The organism is Winogradskyella echinorum, from assembly GCF_014297365.1.
Classification (GTDB): Bacteria; Bacteroidota; Bacteroidia; order Flavobacteriales; family Flavobacteriaceae; genus Winogradskyella; species Winogradskyella echinorum.
Map to the genome: position 1 here is coordinate 64641 of NZ_JACOQD010000008.1, position 22105 is coordinate 86745.

Below are 22105 nucleotides of genomic sequence, written 5' to 3' on the forward strand. Positions count from 1 at the left end.
ACAAAGGTAAATAAACAAAAAGCAAAAGCCACCAAATTGGTGGCTTTTGAATTTATTATTGAGTATTAATCTTATTGTTTAATAACTCTTATTGTTTTAGTAACATTTGCAATAGTAACTTTAACAAAGTAAGTCCCTGTTTGTAAGCTAGACATGTCTAACTCACTATCAATAGCATTAGGAGTAGCTCTTAATACTTCTTGACCTAACATATTATACATTGCAACTTGCTCTATTGTATTTTGAGCATTAAGGTTTAATGTATTTTTAACTGGGTTAGGATAGTATGTAAATGCTGATGGGCTATCTAAATCGTCAATACCTAAAGAAGCACTGAATGCAGAGATTGAAAAAGGTTCAACCTCGTTACCACCATATTCCCAAACTCTAACATAGATTGTTTCTCCACCAGTTAATCCCGTAAGTTCTAATTGAGAATAGTTATCGTCAAATCCAGGAACACCATCATCATCACAACCAAGAGAAACTAAAGCTCCACAAGTACCACTAAAAGCTTCAATTACAGAATCAAATCCTGTTCCTCCTAAAGAATCATCACCAGTTTGTATAGTAATATCTCCACTAGCTGGTACAACAATAGAATACCAAACTCCTGGACCATTACTACCACAAGATGCAGTTTCTGCATCCATAGTTGCTCCATATACAGTACCATCAACTGAGTTATCTGTATATACTCCGCCTGGAGTTAAAACTGATGCATTAATACAATCATCATTCATTGGTGGAGTTGCAGGAGTTGTGTAACTTATTAATATCCAACTACCAAATGTACCACCACAATCAGAACGTACGTAAAAATCATAATCCGTTTCTGGCGTTAAACCAGTAAAAGATGCTGCTGTTATCATGGTCGAAGTACCAGATGCAGGCTCTGTTGAAGGAGAAGGTAAATTAGCATACTCCCAAGTTGTTTCAGTTCCTCCGGCTGCCCAAGTAAACTCTGAAGTCGTATCTGATAATACCGTATTCATTACAGAAGCAGGATCTGGACAAGAAGGAATTGCGCGTACTTCAAATCTTCCAACATGAAAATCATAATCTTCACTATCATCCACTGCTCCATCAGTTGCATATATTGCAAACTGAACGCTTCCTGTTATTGCTGTAAGGTCTTCTACATAAGCTAAACCTTCTACAGGTGGTTCATTAGCAGCGTTCCAAGTTGCAAGATTTGTCCAAGATGTACCTCCATCTGTACTCATTAACAACTGTACTTCGTCATCACTTCCCATAGTGTCATCTACAGTACCATTATTCCAATTGGTTACAGCTACATTTAAATCTAACTGATATGGTCCACCAGTAGATAAATCGAAAGTCGGTGATAATAACCATTCTTGATCATTGTTAAAATAAAGGTTTATAGCATTACTTGGTCCATAAGCATAAGATGTACCTTGTCTCCAATCAGATGCTCCTAAATCAGCTGGACCTGATGTTGTATCACCTGAGCCTGCTTCATCCCAACAAGAATCTGGAACGTTCACAGACATATCAGCTGCATAATCTGGTGTTATTGCATCACATAAGGTAGTAAACGTAAAAGGTCCAACCCAAGCGCTTAAATCACCACCACAGTCCGCTTGAACATAAAATTCATAATCATTATTTGACATTAAACCAGAAGCCATATATGGATTTGCAACACCTGTTGCTGTCGCAGTACCAGTCACCGTTCCTCCAGCGGTAATATCTACTATTTCAATATTCCATAAAGTAGCTGAACCGTTTTCAGTCCAACTTAAATCTGCAGAATCAGTCATTATATTAGTTGCTGATAAACCAGAAGGGTCAAAACAAGAAGGTCCTTCTACAAAAGACACATCGTCAATTGCAATATCATTATAGAAATTTGAATTGGTTGCAGTATCTACAATAAACCTAGCTTGAACATCTCCTGTAATGGTTAGAGCTGATAAATCAATTATTATGTTCTCCCATACATCTAAATCACCATTACTATCTGTATAAACTGAATTCCATGCTGCACCATCCCATACCTCAACAGTTATAGTATTAGAGGCTGTTCCACTAGAAACATAATGATAAACATAAAAATTTAAAGCAGGAGCCGCAAGTCCACTAACATCAATACTTGGTGAAGTAAGAGTAGCATCCGTAGTAGTCACACCAGTAGATGCATCTACATATGCAAAATATCCAGAACCAGTAGTATTATCTACATAAGTATTTCCGAATGTAGGTGATGTATCAAAAGCCCATTCTCTTGATGTAGAAGAAGAACTCGACCAACAATCTGGTATAGCTCCTCCGTTTTCAAAGTCTTCTGTAAATGGTGCCGTTAAAGTTGCGCAATTTGTAGAAAATGCCACTGGACCAACCCAAATACTTTCACTACCACCACAATTAGCTCTTACATACACTTCATAATCATTATTTGCTGTTAAACCTGTTAAAGCAAAAGGATTATCAGTTGTACCAACTGTAGTTGGTGTACCTGTTGCTGAACCAGCTGCTGTGATATCAACCAATTCGATATCCCATGCTGTAGCCGTTCCATTTTCTGTCCAAGAAAAATCTGCACTCACGTCCGTAATATTGCTGATCATTTCAGCTGTTGGTTCTGCACAAGAAGGAATTGCACGCACTTCAAATCTACCTACATGAAAATCATAATCTTCAGTGTCATCCACTGCCCCATCAGTTGCATATATAGCAAACTGAACGCTTCCTGTTATTGCTGTAAGGTCTTCTACATAAGCTAAACCTTCTACAGGTGGTTCATTAGCAGCGTTCCAAGTTGCAAGATTTGTCCAAGATGTACCTCCATCTGTACTCATTAACAACTGTACTTCGTCATCACTTCCCATAGTGTCATCTACAGTACCATTATTCCAATTGGTTACAGCTACATTTAAATCTAACTGATATGGTCCACCAGTAGATAAATCGAAAGTCGGTGATAATAACCATTCTTGATCATTGTTAAAATAAAGGTTTATAGCATTACTTGGTCCATAAGCATAAGATGTACCTTGTCTCCAATCAGATGCTCCTAAATCAGCTGGACCTGATGTTGTATCACCTGAGCCTGCTTCATCCCAACAAGAATCTGGAACATTTATTGACATATCAGCTGCATAATCAGGTGTTATTGCATCACATAAAGTAGTAAATGAAAAAGGCCCAACCCATTGAGAAACACCATCCGTCATTCCACAATCTGCTTGAACATAAAATTCATAATCATTATTTGCCATTAAACCAGAAGCCATATATGGATTTGCAACACCTGTTGCTGTCGCAGTACCAGTTGCAGTACCTCCAGCAGTAACATCAACTAATTCAATGTTCCATAAGGTAGCAGTTCCGTTTTCTGTCCAACTAAAATCTGCAGAATCAGTCATTATATTAGTTGCCGCTAAATCTGAAGGATCAAAACATGAAGGTGGTGCATTAACAACACTATTCATAGTAAATGTAGTCGGTCCTTCAATAAAATCAGTCAAAATAATATAGTAAACCGTACCAGCTGTCAATTCTGGTGTAGTTAATGTTAAATCGGCCATACTAGTGCCGTTTGTATCTTGAGCCACACAAGTTGGAGTTGAATCTGGGCAATTATCAATTACAAAAACACCATACCAATTACTGGTAAGATCTGAAACAGTAATATCTAATGTCTCACCATCTGCTGTAGCCGTATATTGAAACCAATATTCAAGGTCATTATAATTAGTACTACAAGGGTTGACCTCTGGTAAAGTATTAGAATCTGAGAAACTTCCTGCTTGACCAGTAGTGTCACCTGCTTGAGGTGTACCTGGTGTTAACGCTAATGCTGTTGCACAATCCGCTTGAGAAAACCCAAACGAAATACAACAAAACATTAAAATAGTTAAGAGTAATTTTTTTTTCATAAAAATGGATTAATAAGTTAGTAATCCTTAAAAATATGTTAATTATTCATAATAAAAGGACAGAATTAATGCAAATCGACTAAGCACAAAAAAGAACGATTAAAAGTTATTTGAGGTAAAGGCAATAAAGGATTAAAGAATAAGACCTAACTACTGTTCTTAAAGAGATTATCGTGTAACTACGATCATTTTAGAAGCAGCATTTACTTTTAAAATATAAAGTCCTGAGGCAGTATTATTTAGATTTATTTTAGTAGTATTATTTTGGACATTGTATGATTTACTTGCATAATCCATAATTCTTCCTTTTACATCATATATCTCTATAGATTCTGTGCCATCTGTATTACTAACAAAGATTTCACTATTTGTAGCAGGGTTTGGATAGACACTAATAGGTATTTGGTAGTCTTCAATACCTAAAGCACCATGAAAATACGGTACTGCAAAATCAAAAGTATCCTCTGCTATGGTTTGTCCTATAAATCGACCCGGTATATCATCTGCTGGTGGATGTATACCTCCCCAAATTCTACTTAGACTCGTTTGGTCCGACGCATCTCTATACGTCGCCCACTGCAAGACCACATCAACTGAAGGTCCTTCCTCAAAAACCAAAAACTCATTGGCTTTAGCCGTAAATTCACCTAGTCCCCCAGGAAAAAATTCACTACCTGTCATCATAGTAATTAATTCTGCCGCTGCCCTTGAGTAAGTTGAATGCCCAGACACATAACCTGCAAATGGTGGTGTTACAAATGTAGGTCGTTGATAAGGATACCAATCTTTTGCTAAAATCCAACCAACTCCTGCTTGATCTGTTTGTGTATCACTAATATAATCATGACCTCTCCAAGTAAATAATTTTATTTTACCAACATGCTCATTATTAATGCCTGCCAAAGGATCACCCTCCTCAACCACTTCTATATAGTTACTAATTAATGGTATACCTCCAACATGATAATTTGCTAAGGTATTATCTGTACTCTGCCCACGTTCTGCCATTGAACGAATTGCTGATACAGGTCTTATATAATCATACCAACCTTTAACGCTCCATGCTGAAATTGCTGAATCGTGCATACCTCCTCCCAGAATAAAATATGCTTTAACATCCCATTCTAGCGGATCTAAGATATCACCTTCTCCTTCAAAACGCTTTTCAAATTGAGGATGGTCGTTTACGTAATTTAAAATTGTAAACCAATGTCCTGGTGGAGTTTCGGAATCTGGTCCATCAGCCCAAAACTCTGCCAATACTCGACTATAATCACCTCTTGGTACTATATTTATCTCGTAAGAGTTTCCAGTTATTGGATTAACAGAATGTCCATTACTGTTAGCACCTCCATTAAAAAAATCATAAAAATTTGAGTACTCTGAGTAATCCGTCGGAAATGTACTAATATCTACATTACCTATAGAGTTTGGAGATATATCCCACATTACTCCATCGGTTTGGTCTAGATGCGATTGCCAAACAGAAACCATCGAAAATCCCCATTTATAAGCATCACTACTAGCATTGTCTTCTGTTAAACTAATATAAGGTGGATTAGACGGGTTGTGAAAAACATTAAATTCATTTCCTTCTCTTTCAAAAGTGACTTTATCAGCCTCATCCAAAGCAAATGGTAATACATTTCCCCATTCTGGACTTAAAAAAGCTGGTGTATTTTCATCAATAATTTGACCGCTTTGGTCTATAAAAATCTCTAAAGCTAATGGCTGCCAACGATTAGGATCGTTAATTGGCGGATTAACACCTTCATTAGCATCTAATACATAAGGATCATTAACTGGTTCATAATAGGCGTTATCGTAACCTGTTACTTCTCTTGAGCCATCCTGCAATCCATAATTTATAATGGTCTGAGCTACAAAATTTCCAAATGCAGCAGCATCACCATCTTCATACATCAAAGAGGAATTATTTATATCGTATCCTAGTTTTTCCATTAGCATATCAAATCTGGCTTGAGTCTCATCTAAACCAGGAGAATTCTGAAAACGATGAGACAACAATCGATACATAGCGTAGCTAATAGATTTACTTAAAGAAGTTTCTATATCTTCGGTTGGAGTAAAGGTTGAAAGTGAGCTCGAGAATCCATGAACTGTATTACCTACTAAATAAGGCGATGCAATAGCATCATAAATCGCCCAAATATCGTACATAGCAATACTAGAATGAAATAAATTTCGTGCATGAACTGTTGGTCTGGCAAAATCATCTCTTATTGCCTCTAATAATGCTTCGTTCCATAACCTTGCAATAGAAATATTTTCTGGTAGATTATCAACACCTAACACCACATCAATAGATTCTTCCATGCTAGAACAGAGATTATCTGACTCTCTAACAGATACGCGACCATTAGCTTCTAAATGCCACCTAACCATTATGGTGTCTGTTCCTTGACCATTTAAAATTTCACCACCACTTACCTGCCAAACTATAGTAGAACTAGGTGCGATAGCATAAGTATAGGTTTCTGTATTTAAAAAAGAAGAACTTGTACTACCAATTATTTGATGTGAAGGTAAATAATTACATGATCCATCATTTAATACAGCATCTGAATCATAATTACAAGACAGTGGGTCTGTACAACCATTCACTTTTTGACTTGGCTGAATATTTAAGATTTCGTAACCATCACCTTCTATTGCCTTAATCGTTATATTAGAACTTAGATTGTTAAAAGTTTCTATTATACCAGAAGGCCATTTAATTTCTATTGATTCTATTGTGGTTGAATTTCCTAATCCAAAATGTACTGATTGTAAATTTTGACTTAAAAAGCCTACACCAGAATAATAACGTTTATAGGTTTCTGTATTAGTCACAACAGTTAGCGTAGTACCAATTGCATCACGATTAGAGACGGTACCTTCTAAATGAACTTTCAACCAATTTGAGGTTGTTACTTCATCATCAAAATTTAATAGTTTATTCTCGTAAAAAAAACATTCTCTGTTACTATTGGTAACTAACAAATCCATATCACCATCATTATCATAATCAAAATCATTTGCCTCTACACTTACACCTAACTCATTAAGACCTAATTGACTGGATTCATCTATAAAACCTGTTCCACTTTCTACAGCTGTATTCTTAAAATAAAAATTAGTTTCTTCGCCTCTATTATTAAAAACAAAACCATTTGCAATGAATACATCTTCGTCTCCATCTAAATCAAAATCAGAAAAACGTGTTCCCCAAGACCATAATGTATTACCTAATCCCATAGCATCAGCTATATCTGAAAATGTATTATCACCATTATTAGAAAACAAAAAATTATTGTCAGTTGCGGTTATAAATATGTCGAACTCCCCATCTAAATTAAAATCTGTTAAAATTAAAGCCTTATCGTCTCCTTGAGAGTTAAGATTATAATTAGATGCGTTTTCAACAAAATTGGAGTTATTTTGATTTACAAATAATTCATTTGAATTATTTAAATCATTAGTAACATATAAATCAAATAAGCCATCTGCATTAAAATCAAAAGGAAATCCAACAAAGCTAGCAAATATGTGCGCATTTGATATTCCTGTTGCTTGACTAACATCTGAAAAGGTTTCATCTCCATTATTAATATATAATGAGTTATTATTACATCTTCTCCAATCAGCAATAAAAAGATCTAATAGTCCATCGTTATTATAATCAAACCAGGTTGCTCCAGTATTACCACACCCATTAGTTCCAGTTATTCCAGATGCTTCAGTGACGTTGGCAAATGCCCCATTACCTAGATTTCTCCATAACTGTACGCTGTCTAGAAAAGTCATAAATAAATCTGGGTAACCATCATTATTATAATCTCCCCAAAACGCTCCATACTTATAGCCTGCTAAACCTGTAAAATCTTCTGGTTCATCTTCTTCGGAATATAAATCAGTAAAACCAGCTAATTCTGTTACATCGGTGAAAGTACCATTGTTATTGTTTCTAAATAAACGACTGAGAGATTTGGCACTATTTGGATTATCTTTTCCTTTAGCCACCACAAAAATATCAAGATCATTATCTCCGTCATAATCTGCGACGGCAACCCCGTTATTTTCTTCTAAAATCTCTAAACCAATAATATCTTCAACCCTTTCAAAATTTTGCCCTTCGGAAATATAAGCATGCAAAACAAAACATAACAGCGTAAAATATTTATACTCTGACTTTAAAATTTTATTCATATTCTGGTTTTTGAGCAAAACTGAGTGATTCTATACAAGTGTTGTTTGCAATATAAAAAAAAGCCGTTATACAACTTGTATAACGACTTTTAAATCATTTTTTAATCGATTATATTATTGGTTTTCTACAAAAGCATCCATTACGGCATCACTAACTCCCATATTACTAAAGCCACCATCGTTATAAAGATTTTGCAAGGTAACACGTTTTGTTAAATCACTAAATAATGATACTATATAGTTAGCACAATCCATAGCTGTTGCATTACCTAATGGCGACATTTTATCTGCATATGCAATAAAACCATCGAAACCCTTTACTCCACTACCAGCTGTAGTTGGTGTTGGTGACTGAGAAATTGTATTTACTCTTACTTTTTTATCTCTTCCGAAGAAATATCCGAAACTACGCGCAATACTTTCTAAGTAAGCTTTATTATCAGCCATGTCGTTATAATCTGGAAAAACACGTTGTGCAGCCATATAAGTTAAAGCTACGATACTTCCCCATTCGTTCATTGCGTCTGCTTTATACAAAGTTTGCATTGTTTTATGAAATGACATAGCAGAAACGTCTGTTCCTTTTTGTGTCCATGCATAATTTTGGTCTGTATAATGCTTTCCTTTTCTAACATTTATAGACATACCGATTGAGTGTAAAACAAAATCTATTTTACCACCTAAGATTTCCATTGATTTCTCAACTAGGTTTTGTAAATCTTCTTCGGAAGTGGCATCAGCAGGGATAATTTGAGAACCTGTTTTTTCAGCTAGTTCATTTATCTGTCCCATTCTCATAGCTACAGGTGCATTAGTTAAAACAAATGTTCCACCTTCTTCATGAACACGTTCTGCAGTTTTCCAGGCGATAGAATTTTCATCTAAGGCTCCAAAAATAATACCCTTCTTTCCTTTTAGTAAATTGTATGACATATTTTGGTTGTTAAGTTAATTATATTGTTGAATTTCAAATTTAGTTTAAGTTCTAAAATTTTAATTAAGCAGCTGTTTAGCATGAGCTAAAGCAGAATCAGTAACATTTACACCTCCGAGCATTTGAGCAATTTCAACAATACGCTCATCTTCATTTAATTTTTTAAGCTGTGTATGTGTTACATCTTCTATATCGGTTTTAAACACTTTAAAATGTGTATTCCCTTTAGCTGCAATTTGTGGTAAATGTGTAATGGTAAAAACTTGCATTTTACTACTCATTTGCTTCATAATTTCACCCATTTTATTAGAAATTTCACCAGAAACACCAGTGTCAATTTCATCAAACATTATCGATGGTAATTGAATATACTCTGCCAAAATAGATTTAATAGCTAACATAATACGAGATAATTCACCGCCTGAAGCAGACTTCTTAAGTTCATTAAAGCTTGAGCCTTTATTGGCCATAAACAAAAACTGTAAACTGTCTTTTCCGTTTAAAACAAAATAATCTAGTTGATTAAGTTCAATCTTAAATTTGGCATTTGGCATTCCTAAATCTGTAAGTATACTTTCTAATTTTGAAACAAATAAAGGAATAACTTTTGTTCTGTTTTTGTGAATTTTTAAGGCTATTTGGTTTAAACTATCCTTTAGCTTTGCAATCTCCTTTTCTTTATTAGCGATGGTATTATCTAGGCTTTCTGTATTATCAATCTTAGATTGTAGTTGATTTTTAATTTCAATTAATTCTTCAATTGTTAAAACGGAATGTTTTTGAAATAAGTTATTTATAGCCTGAAGCTGACCATTTACACGTTCTAATTCTTGTGGGTCTGTTGATAGATTATCTTCTAAATTATCTAATTCTATTAAGATATCATCTAACTCAATTTCTACACTAGCAATACGCTCTCTTAAAGTTTCATAAACTTTGCCAAAACTAGAAATTTTAGACAGTTCTTGTTTTACAGTATTAAGTTGATTTATGGCGCCTAAGTCTTCTGCATTTAAAATTGCCTTTGCATTACCTAGCTTCTCTCCTATTACTTCAACATTATTTAGCTCTTCGTATTGAGTTTCTAAATCTTCAAGATTAATTGTTTCTAAATTTATGTCACTTAACTCTTTGTGTAAAAACAGATTATAATCGTACTCTTTAATCATTTCTGCTTTAGAAGTGTTTAATTTTTCTAAAGATTTTTGAAGGGACTTAAAGACATTCAACTCTTTTGAAAACTTATCTAAGTATGTTCTATTCTCTGCCAAAGCATCAATCACCATAAACTGATAATTATCTTGTGTGAGCTGCTGTGTCTGGTGTTGTGAATGGATATCAATAAGATATTGGCTAAGAGCTGTTAAACTTTCTAAGTTAACAGGTGTATCATTAATGAAAGCTCTAGATTTACCTGATGGTAAGATTTCGCGCCTTATAATAGTATGTACATCGTAATCTATATCTAATGATTTAAATAATGCTTTTAAATCATAATTTGCAATATCGAAAACAGCTTCAATAATACATTTTTCGTTGGTGTGCTTTACTTGACTTAAATCTGCACGCTTTCCTAAAACGAGAGCTAAGCCGCCTAATAAGATAGATTTACCAGCACCAGTTTCTCCAGTAATAATAGTAAGACCATTATTAAACGTAACGTCTAACTCATCTATTAGCGCGTAATTTTTTATGTGTAAAGATGTAAGCAAAAATCTGTGATTAGTTTATACAAAAGTAAAGATTCAGGATTACTGAAACAAGTTCAGCACAAGCAAGTTCAGAATGAAAATAAATAAATTACCGATTAAATCTTAAAACTTAATTTTTCGCCACTTTTGAGAATGAAGTGGTGCAATTCTATTGAGAATATCAACGGCATTAGTAATATTTACACTTGGTCCACCAGATAATATATCTAAAACTTCATTTGCCTTAGCATCAAAAAAGATTCGCATTAAAAATGAGTTTGGACGCTTTCTATGTACTTTTTGTAACTCATCTAATGCTGAAATAATTTTAGCTTTACCGTTCTTAGGACTTTCGTGCATAAGATCTAAGCCTTCCATATGATATTTATACATAGCTGTTCTCATCTCCTTAAAGGTTGGAGACATATAATTATCTATTAGTGCAAACCGCGACTGCAAACCATCTTCTAATTTCCAGCCTTGTCCATTAAGTTGCTGAGAATAATTAGCTATAGTTTGCGCTTGCTTAAAATAATCATCACCTCCATTTAGTTTAAAAGAATCTGCATCCATAGCCAAAATCATGTAGACATGAAATGTTAGCACTGAGATTAAATTAGACTCAAACTGCTGAGGGTTATAGACTAAATTTTGAAATTCTAAATATTGAAAATTAAACTTCTTATCGTTAAAATTATATATAGGAGAACTGTATGTTGAATTAAAAACTGGACGTGTTGACGACACTTGTATTGATGCAGAAAACCTATCATTGTCATAACCACTTACATTGATTACCATGCTACAATTTATACGCTCTTGTTGCCCAAAGCTTTTATCTGTCCATTTTGTATTGTTTATAAACTCGCTTAATTGTTTCTCTAGTGTTTTAAAAACAACATTATTTTCGTTACCAGTTTGTTGTGCTACAACATTAACAGTGCAGTTTAACTCTTGAGAAAAAGCAAATGAGGTAAATAAAAAAGTGATTAAGACTAATACGTTACGCATCTAATTGTTTTAAAATTTGTTGCATTAAATCTTTAGCAACTTCTGCTTTAGATTTTAGCTTGTTTTCTATGACTTCGTTAGAAGATGTTATAAATGTAACTTTATTTGTGGATACACCAAAACCTGCACCCTTATCTTGTAAAGAGTTAAGAACTATTAGATCTAAATTTTTAGATACTAACTTACCCTTAGCGTGTTCTAACTCGTTATTTGTTTCGAGGGCAAAGCCCACTAAAAACTGTTTGGTTTTAATCTGTCCTAAAGATTTTAAAATATCTTTTGTTTTTTCTAACTCTATACTAAACGTTGTATCTTTCTTTTTTATTTTCTGATTGGCAACTGTTTTTGGTCTATAATCTGCAACAGCTGCAGAAAGTATAGCAATGTTTGAGGCCTTAAAGTGTTTATGCACTTCATTATACATATCTTCTGCACTAATTACAGGCTTTACTACTACCAAATTATGGTTAATCTTTTGATGAGTAGGCCCCGTAACTAAAACCACCTCAGCACCAAGATTTGCAGCAGCATTTGCAATTTCAAATCCCATTTTACCACTAGAATGATTTCCTATAAAACGTACAGGATCTAAAGCTTCATAAGTAGGACCTGCTGTAATTAATATTTTTTTGCCATTTAATGGCAACTGAATTAAAATATCTTTTTCAACAAAATCGATAATTTCTTCTGGCTCTGCCATACGACCTTCACCTACTAATCCGCTAGCTAATTCACCTGTTCCGGCAGGAATGAGCTTATTACCAAATGACGTTAATTTTTCGAACGAGGCTTTTGTGGATTGATGCTTATACATGTCTAAGTCCATTGCAGGTGCGAAATACACAGGACATTTTGCTGAAAGATATGTTGCTAAAAGAATATTATCACATACACCATTTGCCATTTTTGCCATGGTATTTGCTGTGGCTGGCGCAATTATAAAATAATCTGCCCATAGGCCTAAATCTACATGATTATTCCAAACTTCCCCTTCAATTTCTTCATCAACAAAAGAAGAATATACTGGGTTTTTAGATAAGGTAGAAAGTGTAAGTGGAGTAATAAAATCTTTAGAAGCAGGCGTCATAACAACTTTTACGTTAGCGCCTGCTTTAATGAATAATCGGACCAAACTAGCCGATTTATATGCGGCAATACCTGCAGTAATGCCCAATAAAATGTTTTTGTCCTTTAGAATAGACATCTAAGGTTTTGGAATTATTCCTGAGTATCCTCAGTATTTCTGTGATAAATCTTATCATCTAACCACTCTTTCACTGCTAAAGCATGTGGCTTTGGTAATTTTTCGTAAAACTTAGACACTTCAATTTGTTCTTTGTTTTCAAAAATTTCTTCTAAACTATCATTGTAAGTAGCAAACTCTTCAAGTTTGTCAATTAACTCACGTCTAATATCTGTATTAATTTGTTCTGCACGCTTAGCAATTACAGAAATTGCTTCATAGATATTATCGGTTGGAGCATCGATTTCGTTTCTATTATAAGTTATTGAACTTACTGGTGCGTCTGTCTTTTTTAAATCCATTGTTATAATGATTAACTTTTTGTGTTAACTATATTTTTTTGTTCTTCTTCTAATTTTTCTTTTAAAACTGTAGCGTCTCCTAATAATTCTGAATTTGGATATGCCTTTTTAAATGCCTCAAAATAACCTAAGGCCTGTTCTATACGTTCCTTTTTTAAATAATTTACACTATTGATTGCAAGGTTATAAGCAGCATCAAATCTATAGAACATGGCTTCTTTTCTTAGTGTAGCTCCAGGGAAATCAAATAAAAAGTTATTAAATGATTTAATAGAAGCTTTATAATCTCTAATTATATCGTATTGTTTAGCTATTTCAAAAGCTTTTTTCTCTAGTTTAAAATCTAATTCTTTTATAATAGCATTTGCCTCTTCTAAATATTGAGATTCTGGATGTGCATTTACAAATAATTGCATTTTCTCTATAGCATCGACAGTTTCTTTCTGTTCTTTAGAATACACAGGAGAATTGTAATAGTAACCCTTTGCAGCTAAAAAAGCGGCTTCTTCCATCTTTTCACTCTGTGGATATAAACCAACAAACTTATCAAAATGATAACTAGAAATATAATAGTCCTTCATTTTATAAGAACACATCGCATGTAAAAAAGTTAACTTTTCTGCCTGTGGCTTCCCTCTATACTTTGGAAGTATTTGTTCTAAAAGTCTATATGATTTACTCCATTTTTCAGCTTCAAAAAGTTCAGTAGCCATTGTATACTTAGCAGAAATATCTTCAGATTTTAAAGTTTTCTGAAAATCACTACAAGAAATAAATAGAATACTGATAAGTAGTATGTAAAGTCCTCGCTTCATAAATTTTAAACAGGATGCAAAAGTACGCATTATTAACGGATTTTAAAAACAAATATTATACGCTAAAATAAAGGTTGTTTTGTAGGCAAAAACTAATTTAGATTAAGTTTAACTTTTACCCAATAAATTTAACTCATTCTTAATAATATTTTTAAGCTTATCTGTTGCTTCTACAAGGGGTAAACGCACATGTGATTTAGAAATATTTAATCCTTCTAAAACTGCTTTTATCCCAGAAGGATTATTCTCAGAAAAAATCATGCCTGTTATTGGCATTAATTTATAGTGTATGTCGTAAGCTTCTTTGGCTTTTCCGGCAATACCTAAACGTATCATTTCAGAAAATTCTTTTGGTAAAGCCTGCCCGATTACCGAAATAACACCAGATCCACCAGCCAATGCTACACCAAGTGCTAAATCGTCATCACCAGATAATACTAGGAAATCTTTAGGTTTAGTTCTTAATAATTCTAAATACTGATGCACATTATTACCAGCTTCTTTAACCGCTACGATATTATCAAAATCTTTAGCTAATCTAAAAGTGGTTTCAGGAGACATATTAGAAGAAGTTCTTCCTGGTACATTGTACAAAATTATTGGCTTTGGAGCCACTTTTGCAATAGCCTTAAAATGCTGATAAATTCCTTCTTGCGTTGGTTTACTATAATATGGTGACACAGATAAAATTCCATCTATTTCTGAAAAATCTGTTGCCTTAATCTCAGCTATAATATTTGCCGTATTGTTACCTCCAATACCAACAACTATTGGTAATCTGCCTTTATTTATATTACAAATAAATTTAATTAACTGCTTCTTCTCTTCTGCAGTTACCGTAACACTTTCTCCGGTTGTGCCACTAATTACTAAGTAATCTGTACCGTTGGCAATGTTATATTCAACTAATTGCTCTAAAGCATTAAAATCGATGCTTAAATCTGCATTAAAAGGTGTTATTAAAGCCACACCTGTGCCAATAAATTTGGTCATTATAATTTATTTAAAATCGTTAAATATTTTTTTAATTCTTGTTTAAAAATGTTGATGTCTTTTAGATCCACATCGATTATTAAATCATATAACCGCTCATCGTTTTTAGATATGCCTACTTTTAGGTTAGCTTTTGAAGCCGCAGCAATAAGGTCTAATTGTAGTACTTCTTTTTTGTAATAGCAAATAAGCAAATCGTACGGCTCATTAATAAAAGACTCTAATTCTATATTTTTTATTTTTCCATTCCAGCCAAAATCTTTTGGACTATAATGGGTATTCCATTTATTATGTTCTAATTTATCATCAACTGTAAATGCTATAATATTATTCTTAGGTGATATTAATCCCAATTCTTTATAATATACTCTAAACACTTCAAACTCATGAAACTCATTAGCATTTAATAAAACTGCTACAGTCTTAACCTTATTATTGTTAACAGCCGCATTTTGTGTAGCCAACAATTTGTTAACATATTTTTGAATTGATTTTTCTTTAAATGCTTTTAAAATCATTTATCTTTAGCCTTTGTGCAAATTTAATAAAAGCACTCACATTTTATTATAAACTATATATAAGTTATTCAATGACTATTAAACATATTTTAAAACTTTGTCTACTTCTGCTTATTTTTTCTTGCAATAATGATTCTCATCTTACTAAAATTGAGGGAAAACGCTTGGATATAGACGAAAATATAGCGACTAATCAAACTATAGAAGATTTTATAAAACCTTATCGAGAAAGTGTTAATAAAAACCTGGACAGTGTTATTTCATATGCGCCAGATACATATTCAAAATCTGATGGTGAACTTAATACAGCCATAGGAAACCTCATGGCAGATGCCGTTTACGATGAAGGTAATATTGTATTTAATAAACGTACAGGTAAAAACATTGATTTTGTATTGCTAAATCATGGCGGTATTAGGGCTATAATTTCTAAAGGAAATATAACTCCAAGAACCGCGTACGAAGTGATGCCATTTGAAAACTCAGTAGTAGTTGTTGCTCTAAAAGGTGAACAAGTTTTGCAAATGATGACATATTTATCTAAAGCAAAGCGCGCGCATCCTGTATCTAGGCAATTACAACTTACGCTTAACAAAAATGGTGATGTTAGTTCTGCAACTGTTAATGGCGAACCAATAAATAAGGAAAAGGCTTATTATGTTGCCTCTAATGATTACCTCTATAATGGTGGTGATAGAATGACATTTTTTCATCCAAACGACAGTTTATACGTTTTAGATTATAAAATTAGAAATGTCTTAATTGATTATTTTAAAAAGAAAGACACTTTAAACCCAAAACGCGATAACCGCTTTATTCAACTTAATAATTAAGCTATGAAAAGAAGACAATTTATACAGCAATCTACAGCTGCGACAGCATTAGTTGGTTTAGGCGGATTAGGTTTACAATCATTCAGTGCTACTGCAAAAAAAATAACTATTTTACATACTAATGATGTTCATAGCCATATAGATCCTTTTGGACCAGACGACGGCAGAAATGCTAATAAAGGAGGTGTTGCAAGACGTGCCACTTTAGTTGACTCTATTAGAAAAGAAAATCCTAATACCTTGTTGTTAGATGCCGGAGATATTTTTCAAGGAACACCATATTTTAACTATTATGGTGGTGAGTTGGAGTTTAAACTAATGAGTATGCTTAAATACGATTTAGCAACTATTGGTAATCATGATTTTGATAATGGTATTGATGGACTTTATGCCCAATTACCGCACGCAGATTTTGAATTTGTCTCTGCTAATTATGACTTTTCAAATACTGTAATGGACACACATGTAAAACCCTATAAAATATTTGTAAAAGACGGAATTAAAATCGGGATTTTTGGTTTAGGTATTCAGCTTGAAGGCTTGGTAGATAAAAACATGTATAAAGAAACTGTTTATAATAGTCCTATTGAAATAGCTCAAGATATGTCTCGCATCCTAAAAGAAGAGCAATCTTGTGATTTAGTAATATGTTTATCTCATATTGGTTATAATTATAAAAAATATCCAGATAGAGTAAGTGATCTAAATTTGGCAAGAGCTACAAAAGATATTGACCTCATCATAGGTGGACATACACACACGTTTTTACCAAAACCAACTATTGAAAAAAATAGTGCAGGTAAAAATGTTCTTGTAAACCAGGTTGGTGCCTACGGATTATATCTTGGCAAAATTGACTTTTATTTTGAGCCAGGTAAGGATGTAAAAGCTGATGGTGCTTCCATTATAGTGTAGCGTTTTTGTAAGTTACTGTATATAAATCGTCTAAGATTTCATCTCAACCTCTGAAATATGAAATCTAACAAAATTATTTTGGTGCTTCGTATTACTGTCGCCATTATTTTAATACAAACACTTCGATTTAAATTTACAGCACATCCTGATAGTGTTTTTATTTTTGAAGCTTTAGATTTAGAACCATATGGCAGAATAGGCATTGGAATATTAGAACTTATAGCTGGTATTCTCTTAATAATACCAAAAACTGTTTGGGCTGGTGCTGTTTTAACGCTTGGGTTAATTGGTGGAGCAATTATAATGCACTTAACCCATTTAGGAATAGTAGTTAATGATGATGGAGGTATCCTGTTTTATACCGCAATTATTACGTTTATTCTTAGCGGAATTATACTATTCTCTCAGAGAAAAAGACTACCAATAATAGGAAAGAAACTAAACTTCTAAAGTTTCATCATTAAACTCTGGCTCTGGTCCAGTAAACTGTAATTGAGATTGTAAATAAAAGAATAGAAAGGCTACGACCAAGAAAAAAGAATATATAAAACCTAGATTGTTATCTTCTAATAAAATATAATAGTAAGCCAATTGAATGGTTTCTGAAAAGAAAATAAATATAGACCCTATTAAAAAAAGCATAGACTTATTATCATTTCTATACATATAGTTAATTAACGCTACAGACAACAATACCATTATTACTGTATTATATGTAAATTCTAAATAGTTCTCATAAACTGAAAGTACATTTTCTGTTGTTGCAGATACCACAGAAACACAAAATACACCTAATACAACTAATATTAAGACAGGAACAGAATGCTCTTTAAATACTTTTCTTAAATCTAAACCTTTAATTATTTTAACTATGAGCATGGCATAAGCTAACATATAAAGAATATTTGAGCCATAGTAATAATAATTTACCTCTCCTTCTGGTATTTCTGAAACATGGTAAGAAATACCACCTATTACTTCAGCCACAGTGAACACAACCAGAAACCAAAAAAATAAATTCGATTTATTTTTTGTCCATCTGCAATACAGAACCGTGAGTAAAATTAGCATTAATGAGCTTACGGTAGAACCTTCAACTTCATAAGCAAAACTTTGAAGTGTAATAAAGGTACCTCCCAAAAGCAATAATACAACTTTTAAGATTTTATTTACTAACATTAATTAATCCCATAATTAGGTAGCAAATATAATCATTTTTTTAACACTTTAACGTTAAAATTATGCATTTCATCGAATAAACAGTTGTTTTTTTGTAAGAATTTACTTCAAAATGTCTAAAAACGCTTGTTCAGTGATGATTGAAATATTAAGATTTTCAGCTTTTGTTCGCTTACTTGGTCCCATTTTATCACCCGCTACAAGATAACTCGTTTTAGATGAAATAGATGAAGACACTTTACCTCCATTGTCTTCAATAAGCTTTTTGAGTTCATTTCTAGATATTTTTTCAAAAACTCCAGATACCACAATTGACAATCCTTTTAACTTTTCGGTCTGATTAGCTAATTTCTCAGCAGAAATTTCAAGTTGCACGCCAAAAGTCTTCAATCGTTCTACAATTCTTCTATTTTCTTCAGAACCAAAAAACTCAACCACACTTTCTGCAATTCGCTCACCTATTTCATCTACAGAAACCAAATCTTCAATTGAAGCATTCATTAAGGCGTCAATAGATTTATAGTGTTTTGCTAACTTCTTTGCTACAGTTTCACCTACATAACGAATTCCTAACGCAAATAGTACACGCTCAAAAGGAATTTTCTTAGAAGCTTCTACTCCACTAATTAGGTTTTCTGCACTTTTTTCTGCCATCCGCTCTAATGGTATAACTTGGTCAACCGTTAAGTCATACAAATCAGAATAATCATTTATTAAGCCTTCTTTAACTAATAATGCAACTGTCTCACCTCCCAAACCTTCAATATCCATGGCTTTTCTAGATATATAGTGTTGAATCCTACCTATAACCTGTGGTGGACAACCATTATAATTAGGACAATAATGTTTAGCTTCACCTTCGATACGATGTAATTCGGTATCACATTCTGGACATGTAGTTATATATTTAGTAGGCCTTAAATCTACTGGTCGTTTACTTAAATCTACAGCAATAATCTTAGGAATGATTTCACCTCCTTTTTCTACAAACACCTCGTCGCCTTCTCTAATATCTAGTTTTTCAATCTGATCAGCATTATGAAGAGACGCACGTTTTACAATAGTACCAGCTAACTGCACTGGTTCAAGATTTGCAACTGGTGTTATTGCGCCGGTTCTACCAACTTGGTAAGTAATTTCATTAAGTCGTGTTGAAACTTGCTCAGCTTTAAACTTGTATGCCATTGCCCAACGTGGCGCTTTTGCCGTAAAACCTAATTCATCTTGTTGATGCAGATTATTTACCTTTACTACTACTCCATCAATCTCATAAGGCAGTTCATGACGATGCTTATCCCAATATTCTACATAGTCTAAAACAGCATCAATAGAATTAACTAATTTAGCTTCATTAGGCACTTTAAAACCCCATTCTCTGGCTTTATCTAAACCTTCATATTGTGTCTGTATGTTTAAATCATTCCCTTTTATACTATAAAGTAAGAATTCTAATGGTCGTTTTGCTACCTCTGCACTGTCTTGTAATTTTAAACTTCCCGATGCAGTGTTTCTTGGATTTCTATAAGGTTCTTCTTCATTAGCAATACGTTCTTCGTTCATTTTTAAGAAGCCTTCTATCGGCAGAATAATTTCTCCTCTAATATCAAAACGGTCGGGATAATCACCTTTTAATTGAAGCGGAACTGTATTTATCGTTTTTACATTAGCTGTAACTTCATCACCTTGCACACCATCTCCTCTGGTTACAGCACGCAATAGCTTTCCGTTTTCGTAAGTAAGGTTCATAGAAGCACCATCGTACTTTAGCTCACATGTATATTGCACATCTCCATCCACCATTTTCTTAATTCTAGTTTCCCAATCGAGCAAATCTTCTTTTGAATATGAATTATCTAAAGAATACATCCTAAAATCATGCACTGTAGTAGCAAAATTTTTAGTCACTGCTCCGCCAACACGTTGTGTTGGTGAATTAGCATCAAAAAACTCTGGATGCGCTTCTTCTAGGGCTTGCAGCTCCTTTAATTTTATATCAAACTCGTAATCACTAATTGTTGCATTATCTAAAACATAGTAATTGTAGTTGTGTTGACGAAGTTCGTCTCGTAGAGCTTCTATTTGATCTTTAGTATTCATTCTTCTATAAACCTTCTTTATTCAACCATTTAGGAGCAGGCAATGGTTTGTAATTATTCATTTTTTCTAGTAAGCCATCAATTGTAACATCTACAACCACAGCATCTAAATTTTCTTGTTTCAAAAACCCACGACTTACCATCATTTTACATTGTGCAATTAAAGCATCGTAATAGCCATTGGTGTTTAAAATTCCTATTGGCTTTGTGTGTAATCCTAATTGTCCCCAAGTGGTGATTTCGAAAAACTCATCCATTGTACCAAATCCACCAGGAATAATAATAAAACCATCACTTTTCTCGTACATAATAACTTTACGATCGTGCATATTGTCTGTGATAATTAACTCTGTTAGTTCTGTATGTACAATTTCTTTAGTTTTTAAAAATATTGGAATTATCCCAATGGTTTTACCTTGGTTATCAATGGCACCTTGAGCTACTTTGCCCATAATACCAATCTTAGCAGCACCATACACTAAGGTAATTTCTTTTTGGGCTAAAGTCTTTCCTAATGTATAAGATGCATCAATAATTTCCTTATCGTTACCTTCACTACTACCGCAAAATACTGCTATACTTTTCATATTATTTTTTTCTTCCTTTAAGCATTCTATCATTACCATTTAAGTCTTTCAGTAATTCTATAGCTTCAAAATTAGCATCAACTAATAATTGTTTGGTGTCGTTTCCAAGATACTGGTTAATTTCAAAAAAAAGTTCTCCTTTTAGTTTCAAATTATTAACAGCAAAATTTGTTATCGCTTTATAAAATTGTAATGGATTATCGTCTTCTACAAATAACGCTAAATGCGGTTCATTGTCTAAAACGTTTGGTTTTATTTCTGCTTTTTCTAGATTTCTTACATATGGTGGATTGGAAACTATCGTGTTAAATTCTAAATATTCAAAAACTAAATCCAGAGAAGTTTTATTTAATATGTCTGCCTCAATAAATGTAACTTCTACCTTGTTGAGTTTGGCATTTTGTTTGGCTACCTCTAAAGCTTTATCGCTTACATCTAAAGCATAAACTTTTGCATCTGGAATATATTTAGCCAATGAAATAGCTACACATCCAGAACCTGTGCCAATGTCCAGGATTTTTGGTTGAGATTCTTCGCTTAGTTCTGAATGACTTCTGATAATTAAATCAACCAATTCTTCTGTTTCGGGTCGAGGGATAAGCACGCTTTCGTTCACTTTAAATGGCAAGCCATAAAATTCTGTTTCACCTAATATATATTGAATTGGTTTTTGTTGCGTTAAATCTTCTAGGACTTTAAAAAAAGTGTTTGTTTCGGATTTATTCAACGTGAATTCTGGTTGCAATGTTAATTGAAAACGTGGTAAATCTAAATAATGCTCAGTGCAGATAAAAAAGAAACTATCAACTTCTTCTTTTCCGTAGACCGCATCTAATTCCTTGTGAAATATATGTTGAAGATCTTTTAACAGCAC

17 protein-coding genes are annotated in these 22105 nt (G+C 33.2%); 3 read left to right on the forward strand and 14 right to left on the reverse strand.

The window, feature by feature from the left end:
- Nucleotides 1–71: 71 nt before the first annotated feature.
- The 10 genes from H8K90_RS16625 to H8K90_RS16670 all read right to left on the reverse strand — a co-directional run bounded on the left by H8K90_RS16625 (nucleotide 72) and on the right by H8K90_RS16670 (nucleotide 15621).
- Entirely contained in the window at nucleotides 72–3905 is a 3834-nt protein-coding gene (locus H8K90_RS16625; protein WP_186847121.1) for a fibronectin type III domain-containing protein, read from the reverse strand.
- Between the two features lie 168 nt (nucleotides 3906–4073).
- The gene (locus H8K90_RS16630) at nucleotides 4074–8114 is read right to left on the reverse strand and encodes an FG-GAP-like repeat-containing protein (RefSeq protein WP_186847122.1); all 4041 of its coding nucleotides are present in this window, start codon (nucleotides 8112–8114) and stop codon (nucleotides 4074–4076) included.
- Nucleotides 8115–8228: 114 nt separating this feature from the next.
- Nucleotides 8229–9047: an enoyl-ACP reductase FabI gene (locus H8K90_RS16635; RefSeq protein ID WP_186847123.1), complete on the reverse strand. Its 819-nt coding sequence runs from the start codon at nucleotides 9045–9047 to the stop codon at nucleotides 8229–8231.
- Between the two features lie 60 nt (nucleotides 9048–9107).
- Nucleotides 9108–10760, reverse strand: coding sequence for a DNA repair protein RecN (gene recN / locus H8K90_RS16640; protein ID WP_186847124.1), 1653 nt, complete (start codon nucleotides 10758–10760; stop codon nucleotides 9108–9110).
- Between the two features lie 102 nt (nucleotides 10761–10862).
- Nucleotides 10863–11750, reverse strand: coding sequence for a type IX secretion system protein PorD (porD, locus tag H8K90_RS16645; RefSeq protein ID WP_186847125.1), 888 nt, complete (start codon nucleotides 11748–11750; stop codon nucleotides 10863–10865).
- Nucleotides 11743–12954: a bifunctional phosphopantothenoylcysteine decarboxylase/phosphopantothenate--cysteine ligase CoaBC gene (gene coaBC / locus H8K90_RS16650; protein WP_186847126.1), complete on the reverse strand. Its 1212-nt coding sequence runs from the start codon at nucleotides 12952–12954 to the stop codon at nucleotides 11743–11745. The genes porD and coaBC overlap by 8 nt, the downstream gene beginning before the upstream one ends.
- Before the next feature lie 14 nt (nucleotides 12955–12968).
- Complete coding sequence (locus H8K90_RS16655; protein ID WP_186847127.1) at nucleotides 12969–13295, reverse strand: DNA-directed RNA polymerase subunit omega; 327 nt, start codon at nucleotides 13293–13295, stop codon at nucleotides 12969–12971.
- Nucleotides 13296–13306: 11 nt separating this feature from the next.
- The gene (locus H8K90_RS16660; protein ID WP_246457879.1) at nucleotides 13307–14110 is read right to left on the reverse strand and encodes an outer membrane protein assembly factor BamD; all 804 of its coding nucleotides are present in this window, start codon (nucleotides 14108–14110) and stop codon (nucleotides 13307–13309) included.
- Nucleotides 14111–14218: 108 nt separating this feature from the next.
- A complete protein-coding gene (dapA, locus tag H8K90_RS16665; RefSeq protein ID WP_186847129.1) occupies nucleotides 14219–15103 on the reverse strand; it encodes a 4-hydroxy-tetrahydrodipicolinate synthase in 885 nt (294 codons plus the stop codon).
- Nucleotides 15103–15621 carry a DUF6913 domain-containing protein gene (locus H8K90_RS16670; protein ID WP_186847130.1) on the reverse strand — a complete coding sequence of 173 codons (519 nt, stop codon included), beginning with the start codon at nucleotides 15619–15621 and terminating at the stop codon, nucleotides 15103–15105. The genes dapA and H8K90_RS16670 overlap by 1 nt, the downstream gene beginning before the upstream one ends.
- Nucleotides 15622–15692: 71 nt before the next feature.
- On the opposite strand from H8K90_RS16670, the gene H8K90_RS16675 reads away from it, so the two are divergent.
- From H8K90_RS16675 to H8K90_RS16685, 3 genes are read left to right on the forward strand one after another with little or no spacing between them, the layout of a single operon-like run.
- Nucleotides 15693–16454 carry a 5'-nucleotidase C-terminal domain-containing protein gene (locus H8K90_RS16675; RefSeq protein ID WP_186847131.1) on the forward strand — a complete coding sequence of 254 codons (762 nt, stop codon included), beginning with the start codon at nucleotides 15693–15695 and terminating at the stop codon, nucleotides 16452–16454.
- A gap of 3 nt (nucleotides 16455–16457) precedes the next feature.
- Entirely contained in the window at nucleotides 16458–17369 is a 912-nt protein-coding gene (locus H8K90_RS16680) for a bifunctional metallophosphatase/5'-nucleotidase (RefSeq protein ID WP_186847132.1), read from the forward strand.
- Between the two features lie 57 nt (nucleotides 17370–17426).
- Complete coding sequence (locus tag H8K90_RS16685) at nucleotides 17427–17819, forward strand: DoxX family protein (protein WP_186847133.1); 393 nt, start codon at nucleotides 17427–17429, stop codon at nucleotides 17817–17819.
- On the opposite strand, the gene H8K90_RS16690 is transcribed toward H8K90_RS16685, so the two are convergent.
- The 4 genes from H8K90_RS16690 to prmC form a co-directional block, all read right to left on the reverse strand.
- Nucleotides 17808–18548, reverse strand: a complete 741-nt coding sequence (locus H8K90_RS16690; protein WP_186847134.1) for a hypothetical protein — start codon at nucleotides 18546–18548, stop codon at nucleotides 17808–17810. The two genes, H8K90_RS16685 and H8K90_RS16690, sit on opposite strands and share 12 nt — an antisense overlap.
- Nucleotides 18549–18650: 102 nt before the next feature.
- A complete protein-coding gene (gene ligA / locus H8K90_RS16695; protein ID WP_186847135.1) occupies nucleotides 18651–20645 on the reverse strand; it encodes an NAD-dependent DNA ligase LigA in 1995 nt (664 codons plus the stop codon).
- Nucleotides 20646–20649: 4 nt separating this feature from the next.
- Nucleotides 20650–21231 (reverse strand): LOG family protein, encoded by a 582-nt coding sequence (locus tag H8K90_RS16700; protein WP_186847136.1) that lies wholly within the window; start codon nucleotides 21229–21231, stop codon nucleotides 20650–20652.
- 1 nt (nucleotide 21232) lies between these two features.
- Nucleotides 21233–22105 (reverse strand): peptide chain release factor N(5)-glutamine methyltransferase, encoded by an 873-nt coding sequence (prmC, locus tag H8K90_RS16705; protein WP_186847137.1) that lies wholly within the window; start codon nucleotides 22103–22105, stop codon nucleotides 21233–21235.

Bases quoted from the DNA above. Each gene is read 5' to 3' on its own strand.
- H8K90_RS16685 (WP_186847133.1), top strand. From the start codon at position 17,427: ATGAAATCTAACAAAATTATTTTGGTGCTTCGTATTACTGTCGCCATT.
- H8K90_RS16635 (WP_186847123.1), bottom strand. From the start codon at position 9,047: ATGTCATACAATTTACTAAAAGGAAAGAAGGGTATTATTTTTGGAGCC.
- H8K90_RS16680 (WP_186847132.1), top strand. From the start codon at position 16,458: ATGAAAAGAAGACAATTTATACAGCAATCTACAGCTGCGACAGCATTA.
- H8K90_RS16675 (WP_186847131.1), top strand. From the start codon at position 15,693: ATGACTATTAAACATATTTTAAAACTTTGTCTACTTCTGCTTATTTTT.
- H8K90_RS16660 (WP_246457879.1), bottom strand. From the start codon at position 14,110: ATGAAGCGAGGACTTTACATACTACTTATCAGTATTCTATTTATTTCT.
- H8K90_RS16700 (WP_186847136.1), bottom strand. From the start codon at position 21,231: ATGAAAAGTATAGCAGTATTTTGCGGTAGTAGTGAAGGTAACGATAAG.
- H8K90_RS16690 (WP_186847134.1), bottom strand. From the start codon at position 18,548: ATGTTAGTAAATAAAATCTTAAAAGTTGTATTATTGCTTTTGGGAGGT.
- ligA (WP_186847135.1), bottom strand. From the start codon at position 20,645: ATGAATACTAAAGATCAAATAGAAGCTCTACGAGACGAACTTCGTCAA.
- H8K90_RS16630 (WP_186847122.1), bottom strand. From the start codon at position 8,114: ATGAATAAAATTTTAAAGTCAGAGTATAAATATTTTACGCTGTTATGT.
- coaBC (WP_186847126.1), bottom strand. From the start codon at position 12,954: ATGTCTATTCTAAAGGACAAAAACATTTTATTGGGCATTACTGCAGGT.
- H8K90_RS16670 (WP_186847130.1), bottom strand. From the start codon at position 15,621: ATGATTTTAAAAGCATTTAAAGAAAAATCAATTCAAAAATATGTTAAC.
- H8K90_RS16625 (WP_186847121.1), bottom strand. From the start codon at position 3,905: ATGAAAAAAAAATTACTCTTAACTATTTTAATGTTTTGTTGTATTTCG.
- porD (WP_186847125.1), bottom strand. From the start codon at position 11,750: ATGCGTAACGTATTAGTCTTAATCACTTTTTTATTTACCTCATTTGCT.
- H8K90_RS16655 (WP_186847127.1), bottom strand. From the start codon at position 13,295: ATGGATTTAAAAAAGACAGACGCACCAGTAAGTTCAATAACTTATAAT.
- dapA (WP_186847129.1), bottom strand. From the start codon at position 15,103: ATGACCAAATTTATTGGCACAGGTGTGGCTTTAATAACACCTTTTAAT.